General features: G+C 73.2%; 21 protein-coding genes and 1 tRNA gene. 12 read left to right on the top strand and 10 right to left on the bottom strand.

Translation table 11 applies throughout. The features are described from left to right. The first annotated feature begins 81 nt into the window (after positions 1-81). Together ACOOHC_RS07875 and mshD are read left to right on the top strand one after the other, a co-directional pair. Positions 82-285 carry a hypothetical protein gene (locus ACOOHC_RS07875; protein WP_420453440.1) on the top strand — a complete coding sequence of 68 codons (204 nt, stop codon included), beginning with the start codon at positions 82-84 and terminating at the stop codon, positions 283-285. Between the two features lie 255 nt (positions 286-540). Beyond that, on the top strand, positions 541-1,557 hold the full coding sequence (gene mshD, locus ACOOHC_RS07870) for a mycothiol synthase (protein ID WP_420453439.1): 1,017 nt from the start codon (positions 541-543) through the stop codon (positions 1,555-1,557). Positions 1,558-1,714: 157 nt separating this feature from the next. Here mshD and ACOOHC_RS07865 read toward each other — a convergent pair whose 3' ends face one another. Further along, positions 1,715-2,143 (bottom strand): hypothetical protein, encoded by a 429-nt coding sequence (locus ACOOHC_RS07865; RefSeq protein ID WP_420453438.1) that lies wholly within the window; start codon positions 2,141-2,143, stop codon positions 1,715-1,717. 475 nt (positions 2,144-2,618) lie between these two features. Between ACOOHC_RS07865 and ACOOHC_RS07860 the strand changes: the two genes are divergently transcribed. Both ACOOHC_RS07860 and rlmN read left to right on the top strand, forming a co-directional pair. Continuing rightward, the gene (locus ACOOHC_RS07860; RefSeq protein ID WP_420453437.1) at positions 2,619-3,488 is read left to right on the top strand and encodes a M3 family metallopeptidase; all 870 of its coding nucleotides are present in this window, start codon (positions 2,619-2,621) and stop codon (positions 3,486-3,488) included. A 92-nt stretch (positions 3,489-3,580) separates the two neighbouring features. After that, positions 3,581-4,657 carry a 23S rRNA (adenine(2503)-C(2))-methyltransferase RlmN gene (rlmN, locus tag ACOOHC_RS07855; protein WP_420453436.1) on the top strand — a complete coding sequence of 359 codons (1,077 nt, stop codon included), beginning with the start codon at positions 3,581-3,583 and terminating at the stop codon, positions 4,655-4,657. A 90-nt stretch (positions 4,658-4,747) separates the two neighbouring features. Here rlmN and ACOOHC_RS07850 read toward each other — a convergent pair whose 3' ends face one another. The 4 genes from ACOOHC_RS07850 to ACOOHC_RS07835 all read right to left on the bottom strand — a co-directional run bounded on the left by ACOOHC_RS07850 (position 4,748) and on the right by ACOOHC_RS07835 (position 8,073). Further along, entirely contained in the window at positions 4,748-5,092 is a 345-nt protein-coding gene (locus ACOOHC_RS07850; protein ID WP_420453435.1) for a DUF6285 domain-containing protein, read from the bottom strand. Next, positions 5,089-6,030, bottom strand: a complete 942-nt coding sequence (locus ACOOHC_RS07845; RefSeq protein ID WP_420453434.1) for a phosphotransferase family protein — start codon at positions 6,028-6,030, stop codon at positions 5,089-5,091. Before ACOOHC_RS07845 ends, ACOOHC_RS07850 begins: the two co-directional genes overlap by 4 nt. 117 nt (positions 6,031-6,147) lie before the next feature. Further along, positions 6,148-7,593, bottom strand: a complete 1,446-nt coding sequence (locus ACOOHC_RS07840) for a peptidoglycan DD-metalloendopeptidase family protein (RefSeq protein ID WP_420453433.1) — start codon at positions 7,591-7,593, stop codon at positions 6,148-6,150. A gap of 189 nt (positions 7,594-7,782) precedes the next feature. After that, the gene (locus ACOOHC_RS07835) at positions 7,783-8,073 is read right to left on the bottom strand and encodes a hypothetical protein (RefSeq protein ID WP_420453432.1); all 291 of its coding nucleotides are present in this window, start codon (positions 8,071-8,073) and stop codon (positions 7,783-7,785) included. 274 nt (positions 8,074-8,347) lie between these two features. On the opposite strand from ACOOHC_RS07835, the gene ACOOHC_RS07830 reads away from it, so the two are divergent. Next, positions 8,348-9,178, top strand: coding sequence for an ABC transporter ATP-binding protein (locus ACOOHC_RS07830; RefSeq protein ID WP_420453431.1), 831 nt, complete (start codon positions 8,348-8,350; stop codon positions 9,176-9,178). 4 nt (positions 9,179-9,182) lie between these two features. Here ACOOHC_RS07830 and ACOOHC_RS07825 read toward each other — a convergent pair whose 3' ends face one another. After that, on the bottom strand, positions 9,183-9,635 hold the full coding sequence (locus tag ACOOHC_RS07825; protein ID WP_420453430.1) for an SRPBCC family protein: 453 nt from the start codon (positions 9,633-9,635) through the stop codon (positions 9,183-9,185). Between the two features lie 7 nt (positions 9,636-9,642). Continuing rightward, entirely contained in the window at positions 9,643-10,323 is a 681-nt protein-coding gene (locus ACOOHC_RS07820; protein WP_420453429.1) for a hypothetical protein, read from the bottom strand. Positions 10,324-10,447: 124 nt separating this feature from the next. Here ACOOHC_RS07820 and ACOOHC_RS07815 point away from each other — a divergent pair. Further along, positions 10,448-10,521 (top strand) — tRNA-Val (locus ACOOHC_RS07815). A gap of 49 nt (positions 10,522-10,570) precedes the next feature. Next, positions 10,571-10,930 carry a bleomycin resistance protein gene (locus ACOOHC_RS07810; protein WP_420453428.1) on the top strand — a complete coding sequence of 120 codons (360 nt, stop codon included), beginning with the start codon at positions 10,571-10,573 and terminating at the stop codon, positions 10,928-10,930. 31 nt (positions 10,931-10,961) lie between these two features. Here the strand turns inward: ACOOHC_RS07810 and ACOOHC_RS07805 are convergent, their stop codons facing one another. After that, positions 10,962-11,600 (bottom strand): J domain-containing protein, encoded by a 639-nt coding sequence (locus tag ACOOHC_RS07805; RefSeq protein WP_420453427.1) that lies wholly within the window; start codon positions 11,598-11,600, stop codon positions 10,962-10,964. 155 nt (positions 11,601-11,755) lie between these two features. On the opposite strand from ACOOHC_RS07805, the gene ald reads away from it, so the two are divergent. Next, entirely contained in the window at positions 11,756-12,889 is a 1,134-nt protein-coding gene (ald, locus tag ACOOHC_RS07800; RefSeq protein ID WP_420453426.1) for an alanine dehydrogenase, read from the top strand. A 149-nt stretch (positions 12,890-13,038) separates the two neighbouring features. Then, on the top strand, positions 13,039-14,292 hold the full coding sequence (locus ACOOHC_RS07795; protein ID WP_420453425.1) for a cytochrome P450: 1,254 nt from the start codon (positions 13,039-13,041) through the stop codon (positions 14,290-14,292). A gap of 33 nt (positions 14,293-14,325) precedes the next feature. On the opposite strand, the gene arfB is transcribed toward ACOOHC_RS07795, so the two are convergent. After that, positions 14,326-14,769 (bottom strand): alternative ribosome rescue aminoacyl-tRNA hydrolase ArfB, encoded by a 444-nt coding sequence (gene arfB / locus ACOOHC_RS07790; protein WP_420453424.1) that lies wholly within the window; start codon positions 14,767-14,769, stop codon positions 14,326-14,328. Positions 14,770-14,954: 185 nt separating this feature from the next. Between arfB and ACOOHC_RS07785 the strand changes: the two genes are divergently transcribed. Continuing rightward, on the top strand, positions 14,955-15,983 hold the full coding sequence (locus tag ACOOHC_RS07785) for an LLM class F420-dependent oxidoreductase (RefSeq protein WP_420453775.1): 1,029 nt from the start codon (positions 14,955-14,957) through the stop codon (positions 15,981-15,983). A gap of 31 nt (positions 15,984-16,014) precedes the next feature. On the opposite strand, the gene ACOOHC_RS07780 is transcribed toward ACOOHC_RS07785, so the two are convergent. Beyond that, positions 16,015-16,434: a DUF971 domain-containing protein gene (locus tag ACOOHC_RS07780; protein WP_420453423.1), complete on the bottom strand. Its 420-nt coding sequence runs from the start codon at positions 16,432-16,434 to the stop codon at positions 16,015-16,017. 78 nt (positions 16,435-16,512) lie between these two features. On the opposite strand from ACOOHC_RS07780, the gene ACOOHC_RS07775 reads away from it, so the two are divergent. Together ACOOHC_RS07775 and ACOOHC_RS07770 are read left to right on the top strand one after the other, a co-directional pair. Further along, entirely contained in the window at positions 16,513-17,346 is an 834-nt protein-coding gene (locus tag ACOOHC_RS07775) for a YqjF family protein (RefSeq protein ID WP_420453422.1), read from the top strand. A 275-nt stretch (positions 17,347-17,621) separates the two neighbouring features. Then, positions 17,622-18,431 carry an SDR family NAD(P)-dependent oxidoreductase gene (locus ACOOHC_RS07770; protein ID WP_420453421.1) on the top strand — a complete coding sequence of 270 codons (810 nt, stop codon included), beginning with the start codon at positions 17,622-17,624 and terminating at the stop codon, positions 18,429-18,431. The last annotated feature ends 13 nt before the right edge of the window (positions 18,432-18,444 follow it).

The raw sequence follows: 18,444 nt of genomic DNA, 5'->3' as shown, positions 1-18,444 counted from the left end.
CGATGGGGGCGGCACGCACCCGGCCGCGCTCGGCCGCCGCCCCCGACGGGCTCGGGCCCCGACACCGGTACCGTCGTCGACATGGCCGGTTCGACCGCTTCCACCGCCACCGAGCTCGCGACGATCGCGGACAACGTCGCGCAGTACCGCCGGCGCGTCGCCGCGCTCGCCGACCGCCACGTCGGCGCCGATCGCGACGACTTCGTCTCGGCGATCCACGAGGCCGAGCGGCAGCTCCGCGTCGCCGAGCGCGGGTTGATCCGGGCGCAGAAGATCGCCGGCTGAACGCGCGGCGACGCCGCGAGCGGCGGGTGCCTGCGCGCGGCGACGGCCCCTCGCAGAGCGAAGGGCCGTCGCACGGGCGACGCCGGGCGGCGGATCCCAGCTGTCGCGCATACCAGGTGGCGGGAACCTGGTGGTGCAAACCTATACCGAGCGCGATCCCCCTGCAACAACCCTTCGCTCAACTCGCCCGGGAATCTCGACCGCCCGTCGACGCGCAGCTCTCGGCGTCCGGCGGTCGCGGGGTACGGTGCCCCCGTGCGGCGCCTCGAGATCAAGCACGAGATGGATCGTGGCGACATCGCCCACGTCACAGAGCTGCTCGACGCCGCCGCGCGCGCCGACGGTCGCCGCCCCCTCTCCGACCACCTGTACCTCGACCTGGTCACCGGTGGCCACGACGGCTTCGTCGGCCTCGTCGCGTGGGAGCCGGGCCACGAGCACCCGATCGGCTACGCCCAGGTGTCGCGTGGCAACGCCTCCCACGTGTTCGAGCTCGTCGTCCACCCCCACCACCGCTACGAGATGGCCACGATCGGCCCGGAGATGCTGGACGCCGCGCTCGGTGTCGTGCACGACGAGGGCGGGGGCGACGTCAACTGGTGGGTGTACGAGCCGACGTCCGCCCACCGGACCCTGGCGGACTCGGCCGGGATGGTCCAGACGCGGACGCTGCTGCAGATGCGCCGCGGCCTGCCGGCCGAGCGCCACGCCACGATCGAGACCCGCTCGTTCGTCCCCGACACGGACGACGAAGCCTGGCTGCGGGTCAACAACCGCGCCTTCGCGGACCACGCCGAGCAGGGCGGGTGGACGGCCGAGACGTTCGCGCAGCGGCGCGAGGAGGACTGGTTCGACCCCGACGGGTTCCGGATGCACGAGGTCGATGGTCGCCTGGCCGGGTTCTGCTGGACGAAGGTGCACGAGGGCTCCGACCTCGACGCCGATCCCGACGTCGACGAGCGGCTCGGCGAGATCTACGTGATCGCCGTCGACCCCGACTTCCACGGGCGCGGCCTCGGATCCGAGCTGACCTCGGCCGGCCTGGATCACCTCGAGGCGCTCGGGATCACGACCGCGCTGCTGTACGTCGACGCGGCGAACTCCGGGGCGGTCGCGATGTACGAACGGCTGGGGTTCTCCGTCCACTCGCGCAACGCGGCGTTCGCGACCACGATCGACGCCCCGCGTCACGCCACGGCCGACGCCGCCCCGGCCGGTCACCTCCCCGACGACGTCGGCTCCGAACGAACCCCGGCCGACGACCGGGTCTGAGCGATCGGCGCCGAGGCACCGCGGTCCCCGCCGCGGTGCGGCCCGGCGACCACGGCGCCACACTGTGGCGATGGACAACGCACAGCCCCCGTCCGGCGCGATCGTCGCCGACGACCTCCCGCGGTGGAGCGTCGCCGACGTCCACGAGAGCCTGGAGTCACGATCGTTCCGTGACGCCCACGAGCGCGCCGGGGCAGACGTGGACCGGTTGATCTCGCTGTTCGACGAGCACGGCGTGCGCCGCGGCGAGGCCCGTCGGGCGGACGAGAGCGACGGGGAGGTCGCCGACGCCGTGATCACCGAGTTCAACCGCGTCTCGGCCGACCTCGACATCCTCGGCGCGTACGTCCACGCGTCCGTCTCGACCGACTCGCGCGACGCGGCCGCCCAGGCGGCGATGAGCGAGCTGGAGCCGATCGAGTCGAAGCTGCGACCGCTGCTCGCCCGCCTCGCCGACTGGGTCAGCTCGTTCGACGTGGACGAGCTGGCGGCGGTGAGCGAGGTGGCCGCCGACCACGTCGGGCCGCTCGCACGCCTGGCCGAGCGCGCCCAGCACCAGATGTCGGAACCCGAGGAGAACCTCCACGCCGAGCTGTCCACGACCGGTTCGGGTGCGTGGGGCCGCCTCCAGCGCGAGGTCACCTCGCAGCTGCGCGCCGACGTCGAGCTCCCCGGCGGCGCGCGCTCGCTGCCGATGACCTCGGTGCGCGGCCTCGCGACCGACCCCGACCCCGCGGTGCGCCGCGCCGCGTTCGACGCCGAGCTGCGGGCGTGGCCGACGATCGAGGTCCCGGTCGCCGCCGCGATGAACGCGATCAAGGGCGAGGCGAACACCGTCAACCGTCGGCGCGACTGGGGGTCGCCCCTCGACGCCTCGCTGTTCGCGAACTCCGTCAGCCGGACGACGTTCGACGCGATGCAGGCGGCCGTCTCGGCGGCTCTGCCCGACTTCCGCCGCTGGATGCGGGCGAAGGCCGCTCTCCACGCAGGCGACGGCGCGGGCGGACGGCGCTCTCGCGTGGTGGGACCTGATCGCGCCCGCGCCGGTCGCGTCGGGTTCGATGTCGTGGGAGGAGGGCATCGAGGTGGTGCGCGACGCGTTCGGCGGGTTCGGCGCGAACCTCGGTGGCCTCGTCGACCGCGCGCTCGACGAGCGGTGGATCGACGCCTCGCCGCGCGACGGCAAGACGGGCGGGGCCTTCTGCATGCCGTTCGTGGGCGACCGCTCCCTCGTGCTGCTCAACTGGTCGGGATCGGCCGAGTCGGCCCAGACCACCGCCCACGAGCTGGGCCACGCGTACCACAACACGACGTTGGCCGATCGCACGGCGCTGCAGACCCGGCTCCCGATGGCGCTGGCCGAGACCGCGTCGATCTTCTGCGAGACCCTCGTCGTCGAGGCGGGCCTCGAGCGGCTCCAGGGCGGCGGGCACGACGCCGAGCGCCTGGCGCTGCTCGATGTCGACCTCCAGGGCGCGAACCAGGTCGTGGTCGACATCCGCTCCCGGTTCACCTTCGAGACCGAGGTGTTCACCCGCCGCCAGCGCCGCACCCTCGCCGCTTCCGAGCTGTGCGAGATGATGACCGAGGCGCAGGCCGAAGCCTACGGCGACGGGCTGGACCGGTCGACGGCGCACCCGTACATGTGGCTGCTCAAGCCGCACTACTACGGGTCGCACTTCTACAACTGGCCCTACACCTACGGCCTGCTCTTCGGGCTCGGGCTGTTCGCGAAGTACCGGGAGGACCCCGAGCGGTTCCGCAGCGGCTACGACACCCTGCTGTCGCGCGCCGGGATGGACACCGCCGAGGAGCTCGGCGGATCGTTCGGCCTCGACGTGACCGACGAGGCCTTCTGGACGGCGTCGCTCGACGTGCTGCGCGGCCGGATCGACGAGTACGTCGGCCTCGCCGGTCGCGTCGGGCCCTGAGCGTCGGCGCCTGAGCGACGCCGCCGACCGCACCGCTCGATCGACGGGCCGACCCGGGCGGGGGCCTCCGGTCGGCCGGTAGCGTCGCGGGCGTGACGGCTGCGGATCGGACCACCCGGTACGAGCTGACCCGCGAGGGGCTGGGCGAGCTGCTCGACGGCGAACCTCGCTACCGGCTCGACCAGGTGTGGGCCGGGCTCTACGAGCGGCTCGCGGACCCTGCCGAGGTCACCAACCTTCCCAAGGCCCTGCGCGCCCGCCTCGCGTACGAGCTCCCGCTCGCGCTCGAGCTCGTCGACGAATCGGTCTCCGATGCGGGTGACACCGTGAAGTTCCTGTGGGAGCTCGACGGCGGCAGCCGTGTCGAGACCGTGCTGATGCTCTACCGCGACCGAGCGACGGTGTGCGTGAGCAGCCAGGCGGGGTGCGCGATGGCCTGCGGGTTCTGCGCGACGGGCCAGGCCGGGTTCACGCGCCACCTGTCCACCGGGGAGATCGTCGAGCAGGTCGTGCGCGCCGCCCGGCGCGCCGCCGCGTCGGATCGACGGGTGAGCAACGTCGTGTTCATGGGGATGGGCGAGCCGATGGCGAACCTGGACCGGGTGTGGGCGGCGACCGAGCGGATCCACGGCGACATCGGTCTGTCCGCGCGCCACATCACGATCTCGACGGTCGGCATCGTCCCCGGCATCCGTCGGATGCGCGACCTCCCGCTCCCGGTGAACCTGGCCGTGTCGCTGCACGCGGCGAACGACGAGCTGCGCGACTCGCTCGTCCCGATCAACGTCCGCTACCCGATCGACGACCTCGTCGAGGCGTGCGCCGACTACCTCGAGGTGAAGAACCGGCGGGTCAGCTTCGAGTGGGCGATGATCGACGGGGTGAACGACCGGCCCTGCGATGCCGAGGAGCTGGCCGAGCTGTGCCGTCGGCTGCGACCGAGCGCGCACGTCAACCTCATCCCGCTGAACCCCACGCCCGGCTACCCGACCCGCGGCACCCCGCTGGCCGACGTGAACCGCTTCCGGGACCGGCTCGAGGAGCTCGGTGCGAACGCCACGGTGCGCCGCAACCGCGGCACCGACATCGACGCCGCCTGCGGGCAGCTCGCCGCCGGCCGCGAGGTCACCCTCTCGCCGACCCGCCGTCGCAGCATCACCGCCCGCTGACCCCCGCCGTCACGTGACGGGTCGGACCCGGGCCGCGTTCGTGGTGCGCCGGGTCGGACCCGGAGCGCGACGGAGCCGACATCGCGACGGTCAGCGATCGCGGTAGCGGGGGTTCGCCACGTCGAGCTTGTCGTCGACGGCGGCGCGCAGCACCGAGAGGACGTCGGCGAGATCGGCGGGGAGGTCGTCACGACGGATCGCGGCGGCGAGATCCGCGTCATCGGCCACCCCGATCGATGCGAGCCGCGTGCGGTGCCGCTCGGCCTGCTCGGGTCCGAGCTCGAGCTCTCGCTCGACGATCGCGAGGACGTTGACGGCGACGCGGGCGTGGAACCGGAGCCGACCCTCCGTCGCCTCCATCACGTCGCGCTCCAACCACTCGCGGACCGCCTCGACCAGCTCGCCGATGTCGGGTGCGTCGTGCGGCTCGGTCACCAGCGGTCCTCCAGCATCACCAGCAGGTCGTGCTCGTTCTCGCACACCCGGCGCCCGATCGCCGCCAGCTCGTGGCTGCGCGAGGTCCCGCTGAGGTGGGCGTCGGCCTGGCCGATGCACATGATCGCCCACTTCCACGTCCCGATGACCTCCCACCAGAACACCACGTCGGGCTCGATCGCCCGGCCGCTCGCCCGCTCGTACGCCTCGAACAGCTGATCGCGCTCACCGAGGCCGGCGACCGGCGGGGGCTGCCCGAACCGCCACGCCTTCACGCACAGCCACCCGAGGTCCTCCATCGGGTCCGCCAGGTGGGCGAGCTCCCAGTCGATCACCGCGTTCAGTCCGTCGTGGCCGATGATCATGTTGCCGAGACGGAAGTCGCCGTGGACGATGGCGGGGTCGTGCGCCGCGGGGCGGTGGTCGATCAGCCACCGGCGGACGAGCTCGAGCACCGGGTGCGGCTGGCCGAGCTCGTCGAGCCGCTCGGTGTAGGCCGCGACCGGATCGGCGGTCTCGAGGCCGTCGACCGCGTCGGCGGGCATCGCGTGGATGCGGGCGAGCGCCTCGCCGAACTGAGCGACCACGACGTCGCGTGCCACCTCGAACTCTGGGTCGCGCTGGATCTTGCGGGCGATGGTCTCACCCTCGATGGCCTCGAGCACCATGAACGAGGTGCCGTCGTCGAGGCGCTCGGCCGTCAGCAGCTGCGGGACGCGGACCCCGGCCTCCCCGGCCGCCCCGACCACGGCGGCCTCGACCATCATGTCGCGCTCGTCGCCGGCACGCTGGCGCTGCACGACGAGGTCCCGTCCGTCGGCGCGGAAGCGCCACGTCTCGCGCGACGCTCCGCCCGACAGGCGTCGCAGATCGGTGATGCGGTCGGCTCCCAGCGCCGACGCCAGGGCACCGGTGAGCTCGTCCTCTGCGTGATCCATCGCTCCGAGACTGCCAGATCGAGGCCCCCCGCCACGAACGTCGGGGCGCTCATCCTCCGAGGCGGTCGATCGCGGACGGGACGGGGGTGGTCCGGTCGAGGTCGGTGCGTGCGGGGATCAGCAGCCGGCGGCGCGCACCGACGGGTACGGGTTGACCGCCCGTCCACCGCCGGGGTGGATCTCGAAGTGCAGGTGCGGGGTGCTGGCGCGGGCGTTGCCGGTGTCGCCGTTGTACCCGATCAACTCACCCTGGGCGACGCGCCGACTCGACCCGGCGTAGCGATCGAGGTGGGCGTAGTAGTAGCGGTGGCCGTTGTCGCCGACGAGCGACACGGCGTTGCCCCCCAGCCGGTTCTGCTTGAAGGTCGCGACTCCGTTCACGACGGCGAAGATCGGGATGCCGCGCGGGGCGATCATGTCGACGCCCTCGTGGCGGCGGCCGCCCGAGCGCGCCGCGCCCCACGTGTCCCCGTAGGCGGAGCCCGGCATCGGGCAGACGATCCCGTCGACGTACCCGCTCCCGGCCGGCGGTGCCGTCGGGTTGTTGCCTCCCCCGCCGCCTCCGGTCCGACCGCCGCTGGTCCCGCCCGAGGCCCCGTTGCTCTCCGGGATGGTCGTCTCGGGGGGGTCGGTGACGGGCGGCGACGTCGAGGGCGGGGCCGTCGAGGGAGCCGCGGTCGGAGCGGGTGCGGACGACCCGGACGGGTCGGGGGCGACGGAGCCGACTGTCGTCGCCGCGTCACCGTCGTCGGGTCCGGACGGCGTGGTCTGCGCCGCGGTCGCCGGGGCCGGCGCGACGGTGGTGGCCGGCGGCTCGGTGGAGGGCGGGACGACGAGGCCGGGGTTCGGTCGGGCGCGCGCGGCGGCTTCGGCGTCGATGCGCGCCTGCTCCTCGAGGCGGGCGCGCTCGGCGGCGAGCTGGGCCTCGAGCGCCTTCTGCACGGCTTCGTCCTCGAGCCGCTCGTCCTCGATCGCCCGCAGGCGGTCGACCTCGGCGAGAGCCACCTCCTCGAGCTCGGCGAAGCGCTCCCGCTCCGCCTCGATCTCGTCCTGGCGGGCGGCGATCTCGCGCTGGTTCGCCGCGAGCTCCATCTCGGCGGACTCGTATCGATCGAGCACGTCGGCGCCGGAGTTGGTCAGCACGTCGACGTAGACGTCGGCCTGGATCTGGTCCTGGGGGTCGCCGACGTCGGTGAGCAGGGGGATGCCCTCGGTCCCGCTCTCGACGTACCGGGCGAGCGCGACCACCTCGACCTCGGATCGGAGCTGATCGACCGCACGCTGGAGCTGCTCCTCCTGCCGGCGCAGCGACAGCAGGTCCTCCTCCAGCTCGTCGAGGGTCGACTCGGTCTCGAAGTAGGCGTCGGCCGCCGCGTTGGCCTGGTCCCGTGCCGCCTGGATCTCCCGAGCGGCACGCTCGGCCGGGGTCTCCGATTGGGCTGCGACCGTCCCGGGAGCGAGGCACAGCGCCAACGTCGTCGCCAGCGCCACCCGCAGCACGGCGCGCACGGGCGCGCACCGGATGCGGCGGCGTCGGGCGCGAGGCGACCGGGGGGCGGACATCGGCGGGATGGTAGCTGTCATTGCGATCTCGTGACGGTCAGCCATCGGCAGATCCCGTCGCCGACTCAAGCGCGTCGCCGCGACTCGTGCCGGGCGTGTCCGCACGACGCCGTGCGGTGGCCGACCGAGCCGGTCGACGACGTGAACGTCGGCAGCATGCGCTGGTCGGTCTCGACCCGCACGACCCCGTCACGACGGGCGAGGCGCCGCATGGCGGCGTCCAGCGCCGCCTGGCTGCGGACCCCGGCAGCGAGCGTGCCCCGGCGCCGCCGCGTCGACCGCCCGGGCGCCGAGCCGACGACCGGGTCGGTCGAGGGTGACGATGATCTGGTCGGTCGCGGGCTGGTCCGCCGATGCCGGGACGGCGTCGCCGGGAGGGGCGGCACCGGCTCCGGGCGCGCCGACGACCGCGGTCAGCGCGGTCAGCGAGACCGCGGCGGCAGCAGCAGCGCGCAGCAGGGTGGTGGCGGGTGTCGGCACGTGGGCTCCTCGGACGTCGGGGGTCGGCGGGCAGCGTCCGCCGGCAGGAGACACTCCCGCCGATCGTGACGCTGTGTGGCTACATCCTCACCCGAAGCGAGGCAAGCGAGTACCGTTCCCGTCAGACGCCAGGAGTACTCGAGTACCGTTCGCGTCAGACGCCAGGAGTACTCGAGTACCGTTCGCGTCAGACGCCAGGAGTACTCGAGTACCGTTCGCGTCAGACGCCAGGAGTACGTGCGTCCGGCTCACGAGGACTCGGTACCGTCGCTGCGTGCCCGGTCCCCTTCCCGCTCTCGAGGTCCGCGACATCGTGGTCCGGCGAGACGGCACCGTCCTGCTCGACTCGGTGTCCCTGCGTGTCGGCGGTGACGAGCGGTGGATCGTCCTCGGGCCCAACGGATCCGGCAAATCCACCCTCACGCGGGTGATGGCGATGTACGACCACCCCACCTCGGGGACGGTCGAGGTGCTCGGCGAGCGTCTCGGGAGCACCGACGTGCGCGAGCTGCGACGCCGGATCGGCTACGCATCCGCTGCGCTCGCCGACCAGCTCCGAGGCGACCTCGTCGCCCACGACGTCGTCCGAACCGCCCGCCACGGCGCGCTGGAGCCGTGGTGGCACCGCTACGACGACGACGACGACCGCCGTGCGACGGAGTGCCTCGAGCGCCTCGGCGTGAGGCACCACTCAGGTCGGCGCTTCGGCACCCTCTCCTCCGGCGAGCAGCAGCGAGTCCTGCTGGCACGCACGCTGATGAACGACCCGGCGGTGATCCTGCTCGATGAACCGACGGCCCGACTCGATCTCGGTGGGCGCGAGGAGCTCGTCGCGACGCTGAGCGCACTCGCCCTCGATCCCACGTCGCCGCCGTTCGTCATGGTCACCCACCACGTCGAGGAGATCCCTCCCGGGACGACGCACGTCGCGATGATGGGCGGTGGCCGCATCACGGCGTCGGGCCCGATCGACGTGACGCTGACCGCGGAGTCGCTCGGAGCCTGCTTCGGTCTCGAGCTGACCCTCGAGCGGCGTGACGACGGCCGTCTGGCGGCGTGGAGCACCTCGCCCCGCTCGACGACGGCGATGCGCTCCGACCGCTGAGGGGTCAGGTCGCCGAGACGATCGCCAGCAGGGCGGCGCTCCCCCGACGCACCTGATCGTCGAGGATGCGGTGCAGCGCCGCGCCCGCCCACAGCGATCCACCGTAGGTGAGTCGCATCGTCAGATCGGTCCCGTCGGGATGCGGGGCGAGCTCGGCGCGCAGGATCCACGGGGCGTGGTCGCGGCCGTCGCGCTCGGCGCGCTCGAACACGGCCAGGCGGTCCGCGACGCGCTCGGTCCGCTCCATCCGGAGCCGTTTCGACCGGGCGAGCGGACCGACCCGTGCGCGCAGCTCGACCGACCAGGCGGGAAGCGCGATGCCGTCGTGGTCATCCGGCGCATGGCGCTCGACGGCGTGGATGAGGGGCATCCACGCCGTGTACGCGTCGAGGTCGTCGACGTGGCGGAACAGCGCCGGCGCATCGGCCGGGGTCTGCAGGTGCCGGACGATCTCCACGTTCGGATCAGGTGGGGCGCTCGGTGCCACGGAACGCACGCGACAGCAACGGGCCCCGAGCGGCGAGCAGCCCGTCGAGGTCGTCGTCGGCGTCGAACGCCGGCGACCACGGCGCCACCTGGTCGGTCCGGGCATCGGCGGGTTCGGTCACCTCGTCGACCTGCGATGGCGGCGCATCCGGGCGCCGAGGGTTCACGAGCGTCGCGGCACCCGGCGCCGCGTCGGGCGACACGTCCTGCGGCGACACGACGTCGGGCGGCACGGTGCCGGGCGGCACGGTGCCGGGCGGCACGGTGCCGGGCGACACGGCATCGTCGGGCGTTCCGGCATCGCGGGGTGCGGCATCGGCGGCGGCCACGTGGGTGGTGGCGACCGCCGGTCGCTCGACGAGCTCGAGCTGCTCGGCGTCGGTCGGCCTCCGGGGCGGTCGGCGCGCCCGCACCGCCGGAGCGGTCGGAGGTCGGGCGGGCGGCCGGAACAGGTGCAGGTCGGGGTCGCGCCGATCGTCGAGGGTCCACCCGCGCGGGACGACCATCGAGTCTCCGTGGCGTCGGCACAGCACGCCCCCGGCCTCGCCGTCGGCCTCGACGATGACGTCGAGCCAGAACACCAGGTCCTCGGTGCGCATCCCGTAGGCCACGTCCGCGAGCTCGGAGCACCCCGGTCGCTCGCACAGCCGTCGTCCCATCGCCCCCCGAGGCTACCCCTCGCGCCGATCCCGCTCGGGGACGGCGGCGGAGGGGACGGGGTCCGACGGAGAACGACGATCGCAGGTAGAGTCTCGTCGCCCGCAGCGGTGCTGCTCGCATCACGGGCGCATAGCTCAGTTGGTTAGAGCGCTGCCTTCACACGGCAGAGGTCAGGGGTTCGAATCCCTTTGCGCCCACTCGCCTCATCCAGGCGGGCATCGGTCCGGCCCGGCTACGGTCCCCGACGTGGCCGACCTCCCGAGCTCGCGCGTCGTCACCAAGATCGTGCTCCCGGTCGCGGACATGGACGAGGCGGTCGCCTTCTACCGACGCCTCGGCTTCTCCGTCGAGTCGTTCGATCCGGGCTACGCCTGGGTGACCCACTCCGGCGACGAGATCCTGCACCTGCGCCTCGTCGAGGGGCTCGACCCGGTCGCGAACGAAGCCGTCGGCTACCTCCACGTGCGCGACGTCGCTCCGTGGCACGCGGCCTGGGTGGCCGCCGGCGTCGAGGTCGGCGACGTCGAGGACCTCCCGTGGTCGATGCGCGAGTTCGTCGTCGACGACCCGTCCGGGAACCGCCTGCGGGTCGGCGCGAACCTCTGACGCACGATCGGATCGCACCGCTCGATGCCGATCAGCCGGTGGAGGTGCCGCTCGACTCCTCGGCCACGCAGGCGTAGCCCATCCCCTGGCGGTCGCGGTAGCGGGTGTACCCCGTCGAGCACGTCGCGTCGGGGGTGATGAACTGGCGCACCACGAGATCGTCCGTGCCGGTGCAGGCGATCTCGCGCGCGTCGTTGTTGGCCATGATCTCGACGCAGTCGCCGTTGCGCAGGATCCCGTCGGGGCCCGACGGCTCGCCGGGTTCGGTGAACTGGGCAAGCACCACGATCGCGACGATCGCGAGGGCGCTCGCGAACAGCAGGCCCCTCCACGGCACGCGAGCCGGACCGTCCGGGAAGCCGTACGCGAACGACGGGTCCCGGTCGCCCTCGTCGGCGTCGGCGTCGGCGCGCATGCGCCTCGGGGCCGCGGGGCCCGGCCGGGGGCGTGCCTCGGCTCGTCGGTCGGCGTCGTACACCGCACGACGGGCCGGGTCGGACAGCACCCGGTACGCCTCGTTGATGCTCGGCATCCGCTCGGCGCCGACCGCCGAGCCGTGCGTGCGGTCGGGGTGGAACTCCCGCGCCAGGCGCCGGTACGCCTCGCGCACCGCTTCGGGAGTGGCGGACGGCGACACCCCGAGGACGTCGTAGTGCGATCGGCCGTTCACCCCGTCCCACGCTACGCGTCGATCCGGCGCCCTCCTCGGTTCGCGACGAGGGCCACGAGATCGACGCGTCGCGCCCGCCCGACCGCACGGCTCGACGCCGACGCCCGACGTCGCTGTCGTCGGCGGTGCCGCGTCCCACGGTCCATGATGGGGCGATGAGCGACGCCCCGACCCGTCCCGCGATCGGCACCGTCGGCGTGCCGCGAGAGGTCAAGAACGAGGAGCACCGGGTGGCGATGACCCCCGACGGGGTGCGCGAGATGGAGCGGGCCGGGATCCGGGTCGTCGTGGAGCAGGGCGCCGGCGAGGGCGCCTCGATCCTCGACGAGGACTACGTCGCGGCCGGCGCCACGATCGTCACGACCGCGGCGGCGGCGTGGGAGCAGGAGATGGTCGTCAAGGTCAAGGAGCCCAAGCCCTCCGAGTTCCGCCACCTGCGCGACGACCTGACCCTGTTCACCTACCTGCACCTCGCCGCCTACCCCGAGGTGGCCGATGCCCTCCTCGACTCGGGCACGACGAGCGTGGCCTACGAGACCGTCCAGCTCGACGACGGCTCGCTCCCCCTCCTCGCCCCGATGAGCGAGGTCGCCGGTCGCCTCGCACCCCAGATGGGCGCCCACTTCCTCGAGCGCCACACCGGGGGCCGGGGCGTGCTGATGGGCGGGGTCCCCGGGGTCAGCCCGGCGAAGGTGGTCGTGATCGGGGCCGGCAACGTCGGCTGGAGCTCGGCGGTGATCGCGGCGGGGATGGAGGCCGAGGTGACCGTCCTCGACATGGACCTCGACCGGTTGCGCTACGTCGACCAGATCCACAAGGGGCGCATCTCGACGCTCGCCTCCAACCGGGGCTCGATCGAGCGGTCGGTGACCCAGGCGGACCTCGTCATCGGGGCCGTCCTCGTCGCGGGCGGGCGCGCCCCCGTCGTGGTCGGCGAGGACCTCGTGCGCGCGATGCGGCCCCGGTCGGTCATCGTCGACGTCGCCGTCGACCAGGGCGGCTGCATCGAGACGACCCGCGAGACCACCCACGACGACCCGGTGTACGTCGAGCACGGCGTTCTCCACTACGCGGTCGGCAACATGCCCGGTGCCGTCCCGCACACCAGCACCTACGCGCTGACCAACGCGACGCTGCCGTACCAGTTCCAGGTCGCGCTCCACGGGGCGCTGGGCGCGGCGCGGCGCGACCCCTCGATCGCGCACGGGCTGAACACGGTGGGCGGCTCGTTCGCCAACGAGGTCGTCGCGGCCTCCCTCGGCGCCTCCGCGGTCGATCCTCTCTCCTGAGCGTCCCCGTCGACCCTCCGGTCCCGACCCCGCTGACGCCGACCCTCGTGACCCGCCGGCCCGAACCGACCCTCGTGACCCGCCCCTCGGTGCGCGCGCGGCGGCCGTGGCGCCGGAGGCCGGACCGCAACCGGACGTAGGATCGGGAGATGGCAGCGGACGTGGGCACCGACATCATCGACATCGCCGATCTGGACGTCCCCGACCTGGGTGCGGACATCGCCCAGCTCGACCACGTCGCCGCCGCCGCCCGCCACCGCGAGCTCGCCGACGAGCACTGGATCGTGCGCGGCACCTTCGGCCACGCGGTGCTGCGATACGACGACGTCACCGCGATCCTGCGCGACAAGCGCTGGCACAACGTGGTCGCGAAGATCCCCGAGATGCTCGGGATCACCGACCCCGAGGTGCTGAGCCGACCGCCGTCCATCCTCGCCGCGGAGGGCGACGTCCACGTGCGCCTCCGGCGCCTCGTGTCGAAGGCGTTCTCGCCGCGCAGCGCCGACCGGCTGCGCCCGTTCATGCGCGAGGTGATGGACGAGCTCGTCGACGCGGTCGCCGACGCGGGGCGGGCCGACGTCTCGACCGACATCTGCGAGCCCTACCCGATCCCGATCATCTGCGAGCTGCTCGGAGCCCCGCGCGAGGACTGGAGGTCGTTCTCGCGCTGGGCCGAGGACGTGCTGCGCATCTTCAACGGCACGGCGCTCGCCGAGCTCGACGTGATCGACCAGGCGCAGCGCGAGCTGAACGACTACGTCGCCGAGCTCATCGCCGCGCGGCGCCACGACCCGCGCGACGACCTGATCACCGATCTCATCGCCGCGGAGGAGGAAGGCGACCGCCTCTCGACCCCCGAGCTGGTCAGCATGGTCAACGCGGTGATCGTCGGAGGCACCGACACCACGCGCAACCAGCTCGCGTGCGCTCTCAGCGTGTTCGCCGCCCACCCCGACCAATGGGCGATGCTCGCCGATCGGCCCGAGCTCGCGGCGACCGCCGTCGAGGAGTGCATGCGCTACTTCGGCGCCGTTCGTGCGACGGGTCGCTTCGCCAGCGAGGACATCGTCCACCGCGGCGTGCGGTTCCCGGCCGGTTCGATGGTCTTCCCCTCGCTCGTCGCGGCCAACGGCGACGACGGCGTGATCGCCGGCGCCACCGACCGCTTCGACATCACCCGCGAACCGGTGCGCGGCCGCCCCCACATGACGTTCGGGTCGGGGATCCACTACTGCCTCGGCGCCTCGCTCGCACGTGCCGAGCTGCAGGAGGCGCTGCCGATCCTCGCCCGGCGCATGCCCGAGCTCGCTGTCGACGGGCGGATCGAGTGGAAGCCCCAGGGCACCGCGATCTTCGGTCCCGCGCACTTCCCCGTGACGTTCACCCCGGCCGGCGTCGCCTGAGCGGACGGGCCGCCCACGACCCGCGACGACGGCTCACTCGTCGAGGCGGGGCCGTCGACGCTGCGCCTTGAGCTCGCTGCGTCGGTTCTTCGCCGCCAACCTCCGACGCTGCGACCCGCGGGTGGGCTTCGTCGCCCGCCGGCGCGCCCTCACCTGCACCGCCGCTCGCAGCTTGCCTGCGAGGCGCTCGCGGGCCAGGTCGCGGTTGCGAGCCTGGGAACGCTCGTCGTCCGCGACCACCCGCACCACCGGACCCAGCCGCTCGACGACGCGCCGGCGCTGGGCCTCGTGGCGGAACGCGGACGACGTCTCGACGTCGAAGGTCAGCTCGACGCGCGTCGCCGCCTTGTTCGCGTGCTGCCCGCCGGGTCCGCCGGAGGCGGAGAACGACTCGCGCAGCTCGAAGCGCGGGATCCGGACCGCATCGGTCACCACGAGGCGGTCGTCGTGCGCCTCGCCGTCCGCTCGTCGTCCCATCCCACCACGCTACGAGCGGTCGCCACCGCGCACCTGCGTCGTGACGACACCACGGCGAGCCACGGGGCCCTCGCAGGACGCCGCGCGACCGGGCGCGGGTTCGGGTCGGCGGCGCGGACGGCGACGAGCGATGCGCGGACTGAAGTCGGCGACGCCCCGGCGAATACGGTGCGTCCATGGCAGAGCTGAAGCTCGGGTACAACACCGGATACTGGTCGCAGGGTCCGCCCGACGGCGCGCTCGAGGCGATCCAGAGGGCCGAGGAGCTGGGGTTCAACTCGATCTGGTCGGCCGAGGCCTACGGCTCGGACGCGCTCACCCCGCTCGCGTGGTGGGGTGCGAACACCCAGACGGTGAAGCTCGGCACCGGCATCCTCCAGATGGCCGCGCGCACCCCCGCCGCGACCGCGATGGCCGCGCTCACCCTCGACCACCTGTCGGGTGGGCGCTTCATCTGCGGGCTCGGCGCCTCGGGTCCCCAGGTCGTCGAGGGGTGGTACGGCGAGGAGTACCCCCGACCCCTCGCGCGGACGCGCGAGTACATCGAGATCCTCCGTCGCATCTGGGCCCGTGACAACAAGGTCGAGTTCCACGGCGACTTCTTCGACATGCCGGTCGAGGGCGGCGCGGGCCTCGGCAAGCCGCTGAAGTCGACCGTCCACCCGTTGCGGACCGACATCCCGATCTACCTCGCGGCCGAGGGGCCGAAGAACGTGGCCCTGTCCGCCGAGATCGCGGACGGGTGGCTGCCGCTCTTCTTCTCGCCGAAGGAGGACGGCTGGTACCGCGAGCAGCTCGACTCGGGGTTCGAGGCGTCGGGCGACCCGTCGAAGAAGGACGGCTTCGAGGTGTCCGCCACGATCATGGTGGTGCCGGGCGACGACGCGCAGAGGTGCGCCGACAGGGTCCGCCCGATGCTGGCCCTGTACGCCGGCGGGATGGGGGCGAAGGGCGCCAACTTCCACTACGAGGTGTTCGAGCGGATGGGCTACGGCGACGTCGCCGACAAGGTGCAGAACCTCTACCTCGACGGCAGGAAGGACGAAGCGGCCGCCTCGATCCCCCTCGAGATGGTCGAGGACGTCGCCCTCGTCGGCCCGGTGGACAAGATCCGAGGCGAGCTCGATCGCTGGCGCGAGACCTGCATCACCGAGTTCCTGCTCTCGGGCCCGGCGGGTGCGCTCGAGGTCTACGCCGACATCATCCTCGGCTGAGCCGAGCCGGCGTCCCCGGCGGGACGCAGCGTCAGCCGAGGTGCGGTCCGCCGCGGGTGCCGCTGCCGACGTCGAAGTCGGTCTCGGAGTCGGTCTCGGCATCGTTCCCGGCGCCGTCCGGGCGGACGACGTGGGCGGCGACGGCGCGGTCGTCGACCCAGCGCCGCATCCGCTCGAAGGCGTAGATCCCGGTGGAGTGGCCGTCGCTCCAGTCGAGGTTCAGCCCCCACGCGCCGGCCATCGCCGCCTGGGTGATCCTGATGTCGTCGGGCGCGGTCTCGGCGGCGATCGACACCGAGCGCCCGCCCTGGCGTCGCGAGTTGCACTCGGCGCACGGGCACGCGAGGCGCAGCGCCGCGAGCTCGAACGTCGCCGTCACCCCGTCGGCGAACTCGACGCGCACGTGGCGCGCCCGGTCGACCTCGATCGCTTCGATGTCGTGCGCTGCCACGACCCGACCCTACCGAGCGCCGTCGCGCGCTCTGCGGCGGCCGGCTCGGGCGCAGCGCGGCGGGTACCGTCTCGAGAGATGGAGCCCGAGGTCGTCCCCGTCCGGCCGGAGGTGGCGCCGGTGGACCGCGCACCGCGGCGAAGCGGGCCCGCCCCGTCCGAGCGCGAGCGCGCACCCGGGCCGCGTCCGCGCCCGATCAGCGCGTCGCGGGCCGATCCGATCGGACGAGCCTGGCTGCGCAACCGGTGGGAGGAGCTGGCCTTCGTCCACTGGGAGTACGACCCCGCCGAGATCCAGCGGCTGCTCCCCGACGGGTTGCGCGTCGACGTGATCGACGGGAGCGCGTGGGTGTCGCTGATCCCGTTCCGCATGGCGGACGCCGCACCGAACCCCTTCCCCGCGGTGCCGTGGCTGTCGCGCTTCGCCGAGACGAACGTGCGCACCTACGTCGTCGACTCCGACGGCGATCGCGCGATCTGGTTCTTCTCCCTCGAGGCCGACCGGCTGGCGGTGGTCGCCCTCGCCCGCGCCGCGCTGGGGTTCCCCTACGTGTGGAGCTCGATGGAGCTCGAAGTCGACGGCGCCCGTCGTCGCTACGCGACCCATCGACGCCGCTGGCCCCGGTCCCCGCCGGCGACGACCACGGTCGAGCTCGAGGTCGGGGTTCGCATCGCGGAGCCGACCGAGCGCGACGTCTTCCTCAGCGCACGCTGGGGCACGGTCGCGCGATGGCGGGGCCGACTCAGGTTCCACCCGGTCGATCACGACGAGTGGCACCTCCACCAGGCGACGCTGCTGCGCCTCGACACCGGCGCGCTCGTCGCGGCCGGGCTCTCGGAGCCCGCAGCGGAGCCGCTCGTGAGGTGGGCGGAGCCGGTCGACGCCCGCTTCGGCGTCCCGCGCCGGGTCTGACCGAGCGGCGGCCGTGGGCGGACCGCGACCGCTCCCCGCTGCGGTGCGGCCGCTGCGCCTCACCGACCGGACGACCTCGGCGGCGCTCCGACGCGGGCATCCCGTGGGCTGGGTGATCGCGGCGCGAGCGTGACGGTCTACGTTCTGCACCACGTCTCGGGCCGCCCGCCGCGGCCGTCCCACCGACGACGGACCGCTGGAGGCGGCACCATGGACACGACGACCCCGCTCCGAACGCCGACGCTCGCCGATGCCGACGGCCCCGCGGACGCACGATGAGCTTCCCGTCACCCTCCCCCACCACGGCGGCGCTGGTCACCGGTTCGTCGTCCGGCCTCGGCGTGGAGATCGCTCGCTGCCTCGCCCGGCGCGGGCACAACCTCATCCTGGTGGCGCGCCGCCTCGAGCGGCTCGACCGGCTGGCCGAGGAGCTGTCCGCCGAGCACGGGATCCGCGCGGAGACGATCGGTGCCGACCTCGCGGACCCCTCGGCGCGCGCCGCCCTGGTCGACCTCGTCACCGACGCCGAGCTGACGGTCGACGTGCTGGTGAACAACGCGGGCCTCGGCTCCGACGGCCCGTTCCACGAGCAGGACGTCGACCGCCACAACCTGATCGTGTCCGTCAACGTCGACGCCGTCGTCGACCTGTGCGCCCGCTTCGTCCCGCCGATGGTCGAGCGCGGCACCGGAGCGGTGATGAACGTCGGCTCGGTGCTCGGGTTCCAACCGGTCCCCTCCACGGTCACCTACGCGGCGACGAAGGCGTTCGTGCTCTCCTTCACCGAGGGTCTCCACACCGAGCTGACGGGCACGGGGGTCCACGCGACGGCGCTGTGCCCCGGGCCGGTCAAGACCGAGATCTGGGACGAGGCCGGCGCCGACGCGCTGCTCGACCTCGCTCCGTCGTTCGTCGTCGTCGACGCCGACCGGGTCGCCGAGGAGGGGGTGGCCGGTCTCGAGAGGAACCGGCGAGTGGTCGTGCCGGGCATCGCCAACCGGATCGGAGCGTTCAACGGCCAGTACACCCCCCGCTCGATCCTGCTCCCGGTCGCCGACGCGCTGAGCAAGCTGGTCCGCCGCTGACCGATCGCCCAGC

Origin of the sequence: Ilumatobacter sp., from assembly GCF_965215205.1 — a bacterium.
GTDB lineage: Bacteria > Actinomycetota > Acidimicrobiia > Acidimicrobiales > Ilumatobacteraceae > Ilumatobacter_A.
Note: the sequence above shows the minus strand (reverse complement) of the source record. Positions and strands in the feature narration are given on the sequence as shown.

What these genes read in the sequence shown, in the direction of transcription:
- ACOOHC_RS07875 (WP_420453440.1), top strand. Translation starts at nt 82, where the DNA reads ATGGCCGGTTCGACCGCTTCCACCGCCACCGAGCTCGCGACGATCGCG.
- ACOOHC_RS07860 (WP_420453437.1), top strand. Translation starts at nt 2,619, where the DNA reads ATGTCGTGGGAGGAGGGCATCGAGGTGGTGCGCGACGCGTTCGGCGGG.
- ACOOHC_RS07845 (WP_420453434.1), bottom strand. Translation starts at nt 6,030, where the DNA reads ATGGATCACGCAGAGGACGAGCTCACCGGTGCCCTGGCGTCGGCGCTG.
- ACOOHC_RS07840 (WP_420453433.1), bottom strand. Translation starts at nt 7,593, where the DNA reads ATGTCCGCCCCCCGGTCGCCTCGCGCCCGACGCCGCCGCATCCGGTGC.
- ACOOHC_RS07820 (WP_420453429.1), bottom strand. Translation starts at nt 10,323, where the DNA reads ATGGGACGACGGCTGTGCGAGCGACCGGGGTGCTCCGAGCTCGCGGAC.
- ald (WP_420453426.1), top strand. Translation starts at nt 11,756, where the DNA reads ATGAGCGACGCCCCGACCCGTCCCGCGATCGGCACCGTCGGCGTGCCG.
- ACOOHC_RS07795 (WP_420453425.1), top strand. Translation starts at nt 13,039, where the DNA reads ATGGCAGCGGACGTGGGCACCGACATCATCGACATCGCCGATCTGGAC.
- arfB (WP_420453424.1), bottom strand. Translation starts at nt 14,769, where the DNA reads ATGGGACGACGAGCGGACGGCGAGGCGCACGACGACCGCCTCGTGGTG.
- ACOOHC_RS07775 (WP_420453422.1), top strand. Translation starts at nt 16,513, where the DNA reads ATGGAGCCCGAGGTCGTCCCCGTCCGGCCGGAGGTGGCGCCGGTGGAC.
- ACOOHC_RS07770 (WP_420453421.1), top strand. Translation starts at nt 17,622, where the DNA reads ATGAGCTTCCCGTCACCCTCCCCCACCACGGCGGCGCTGGTCACCGGT.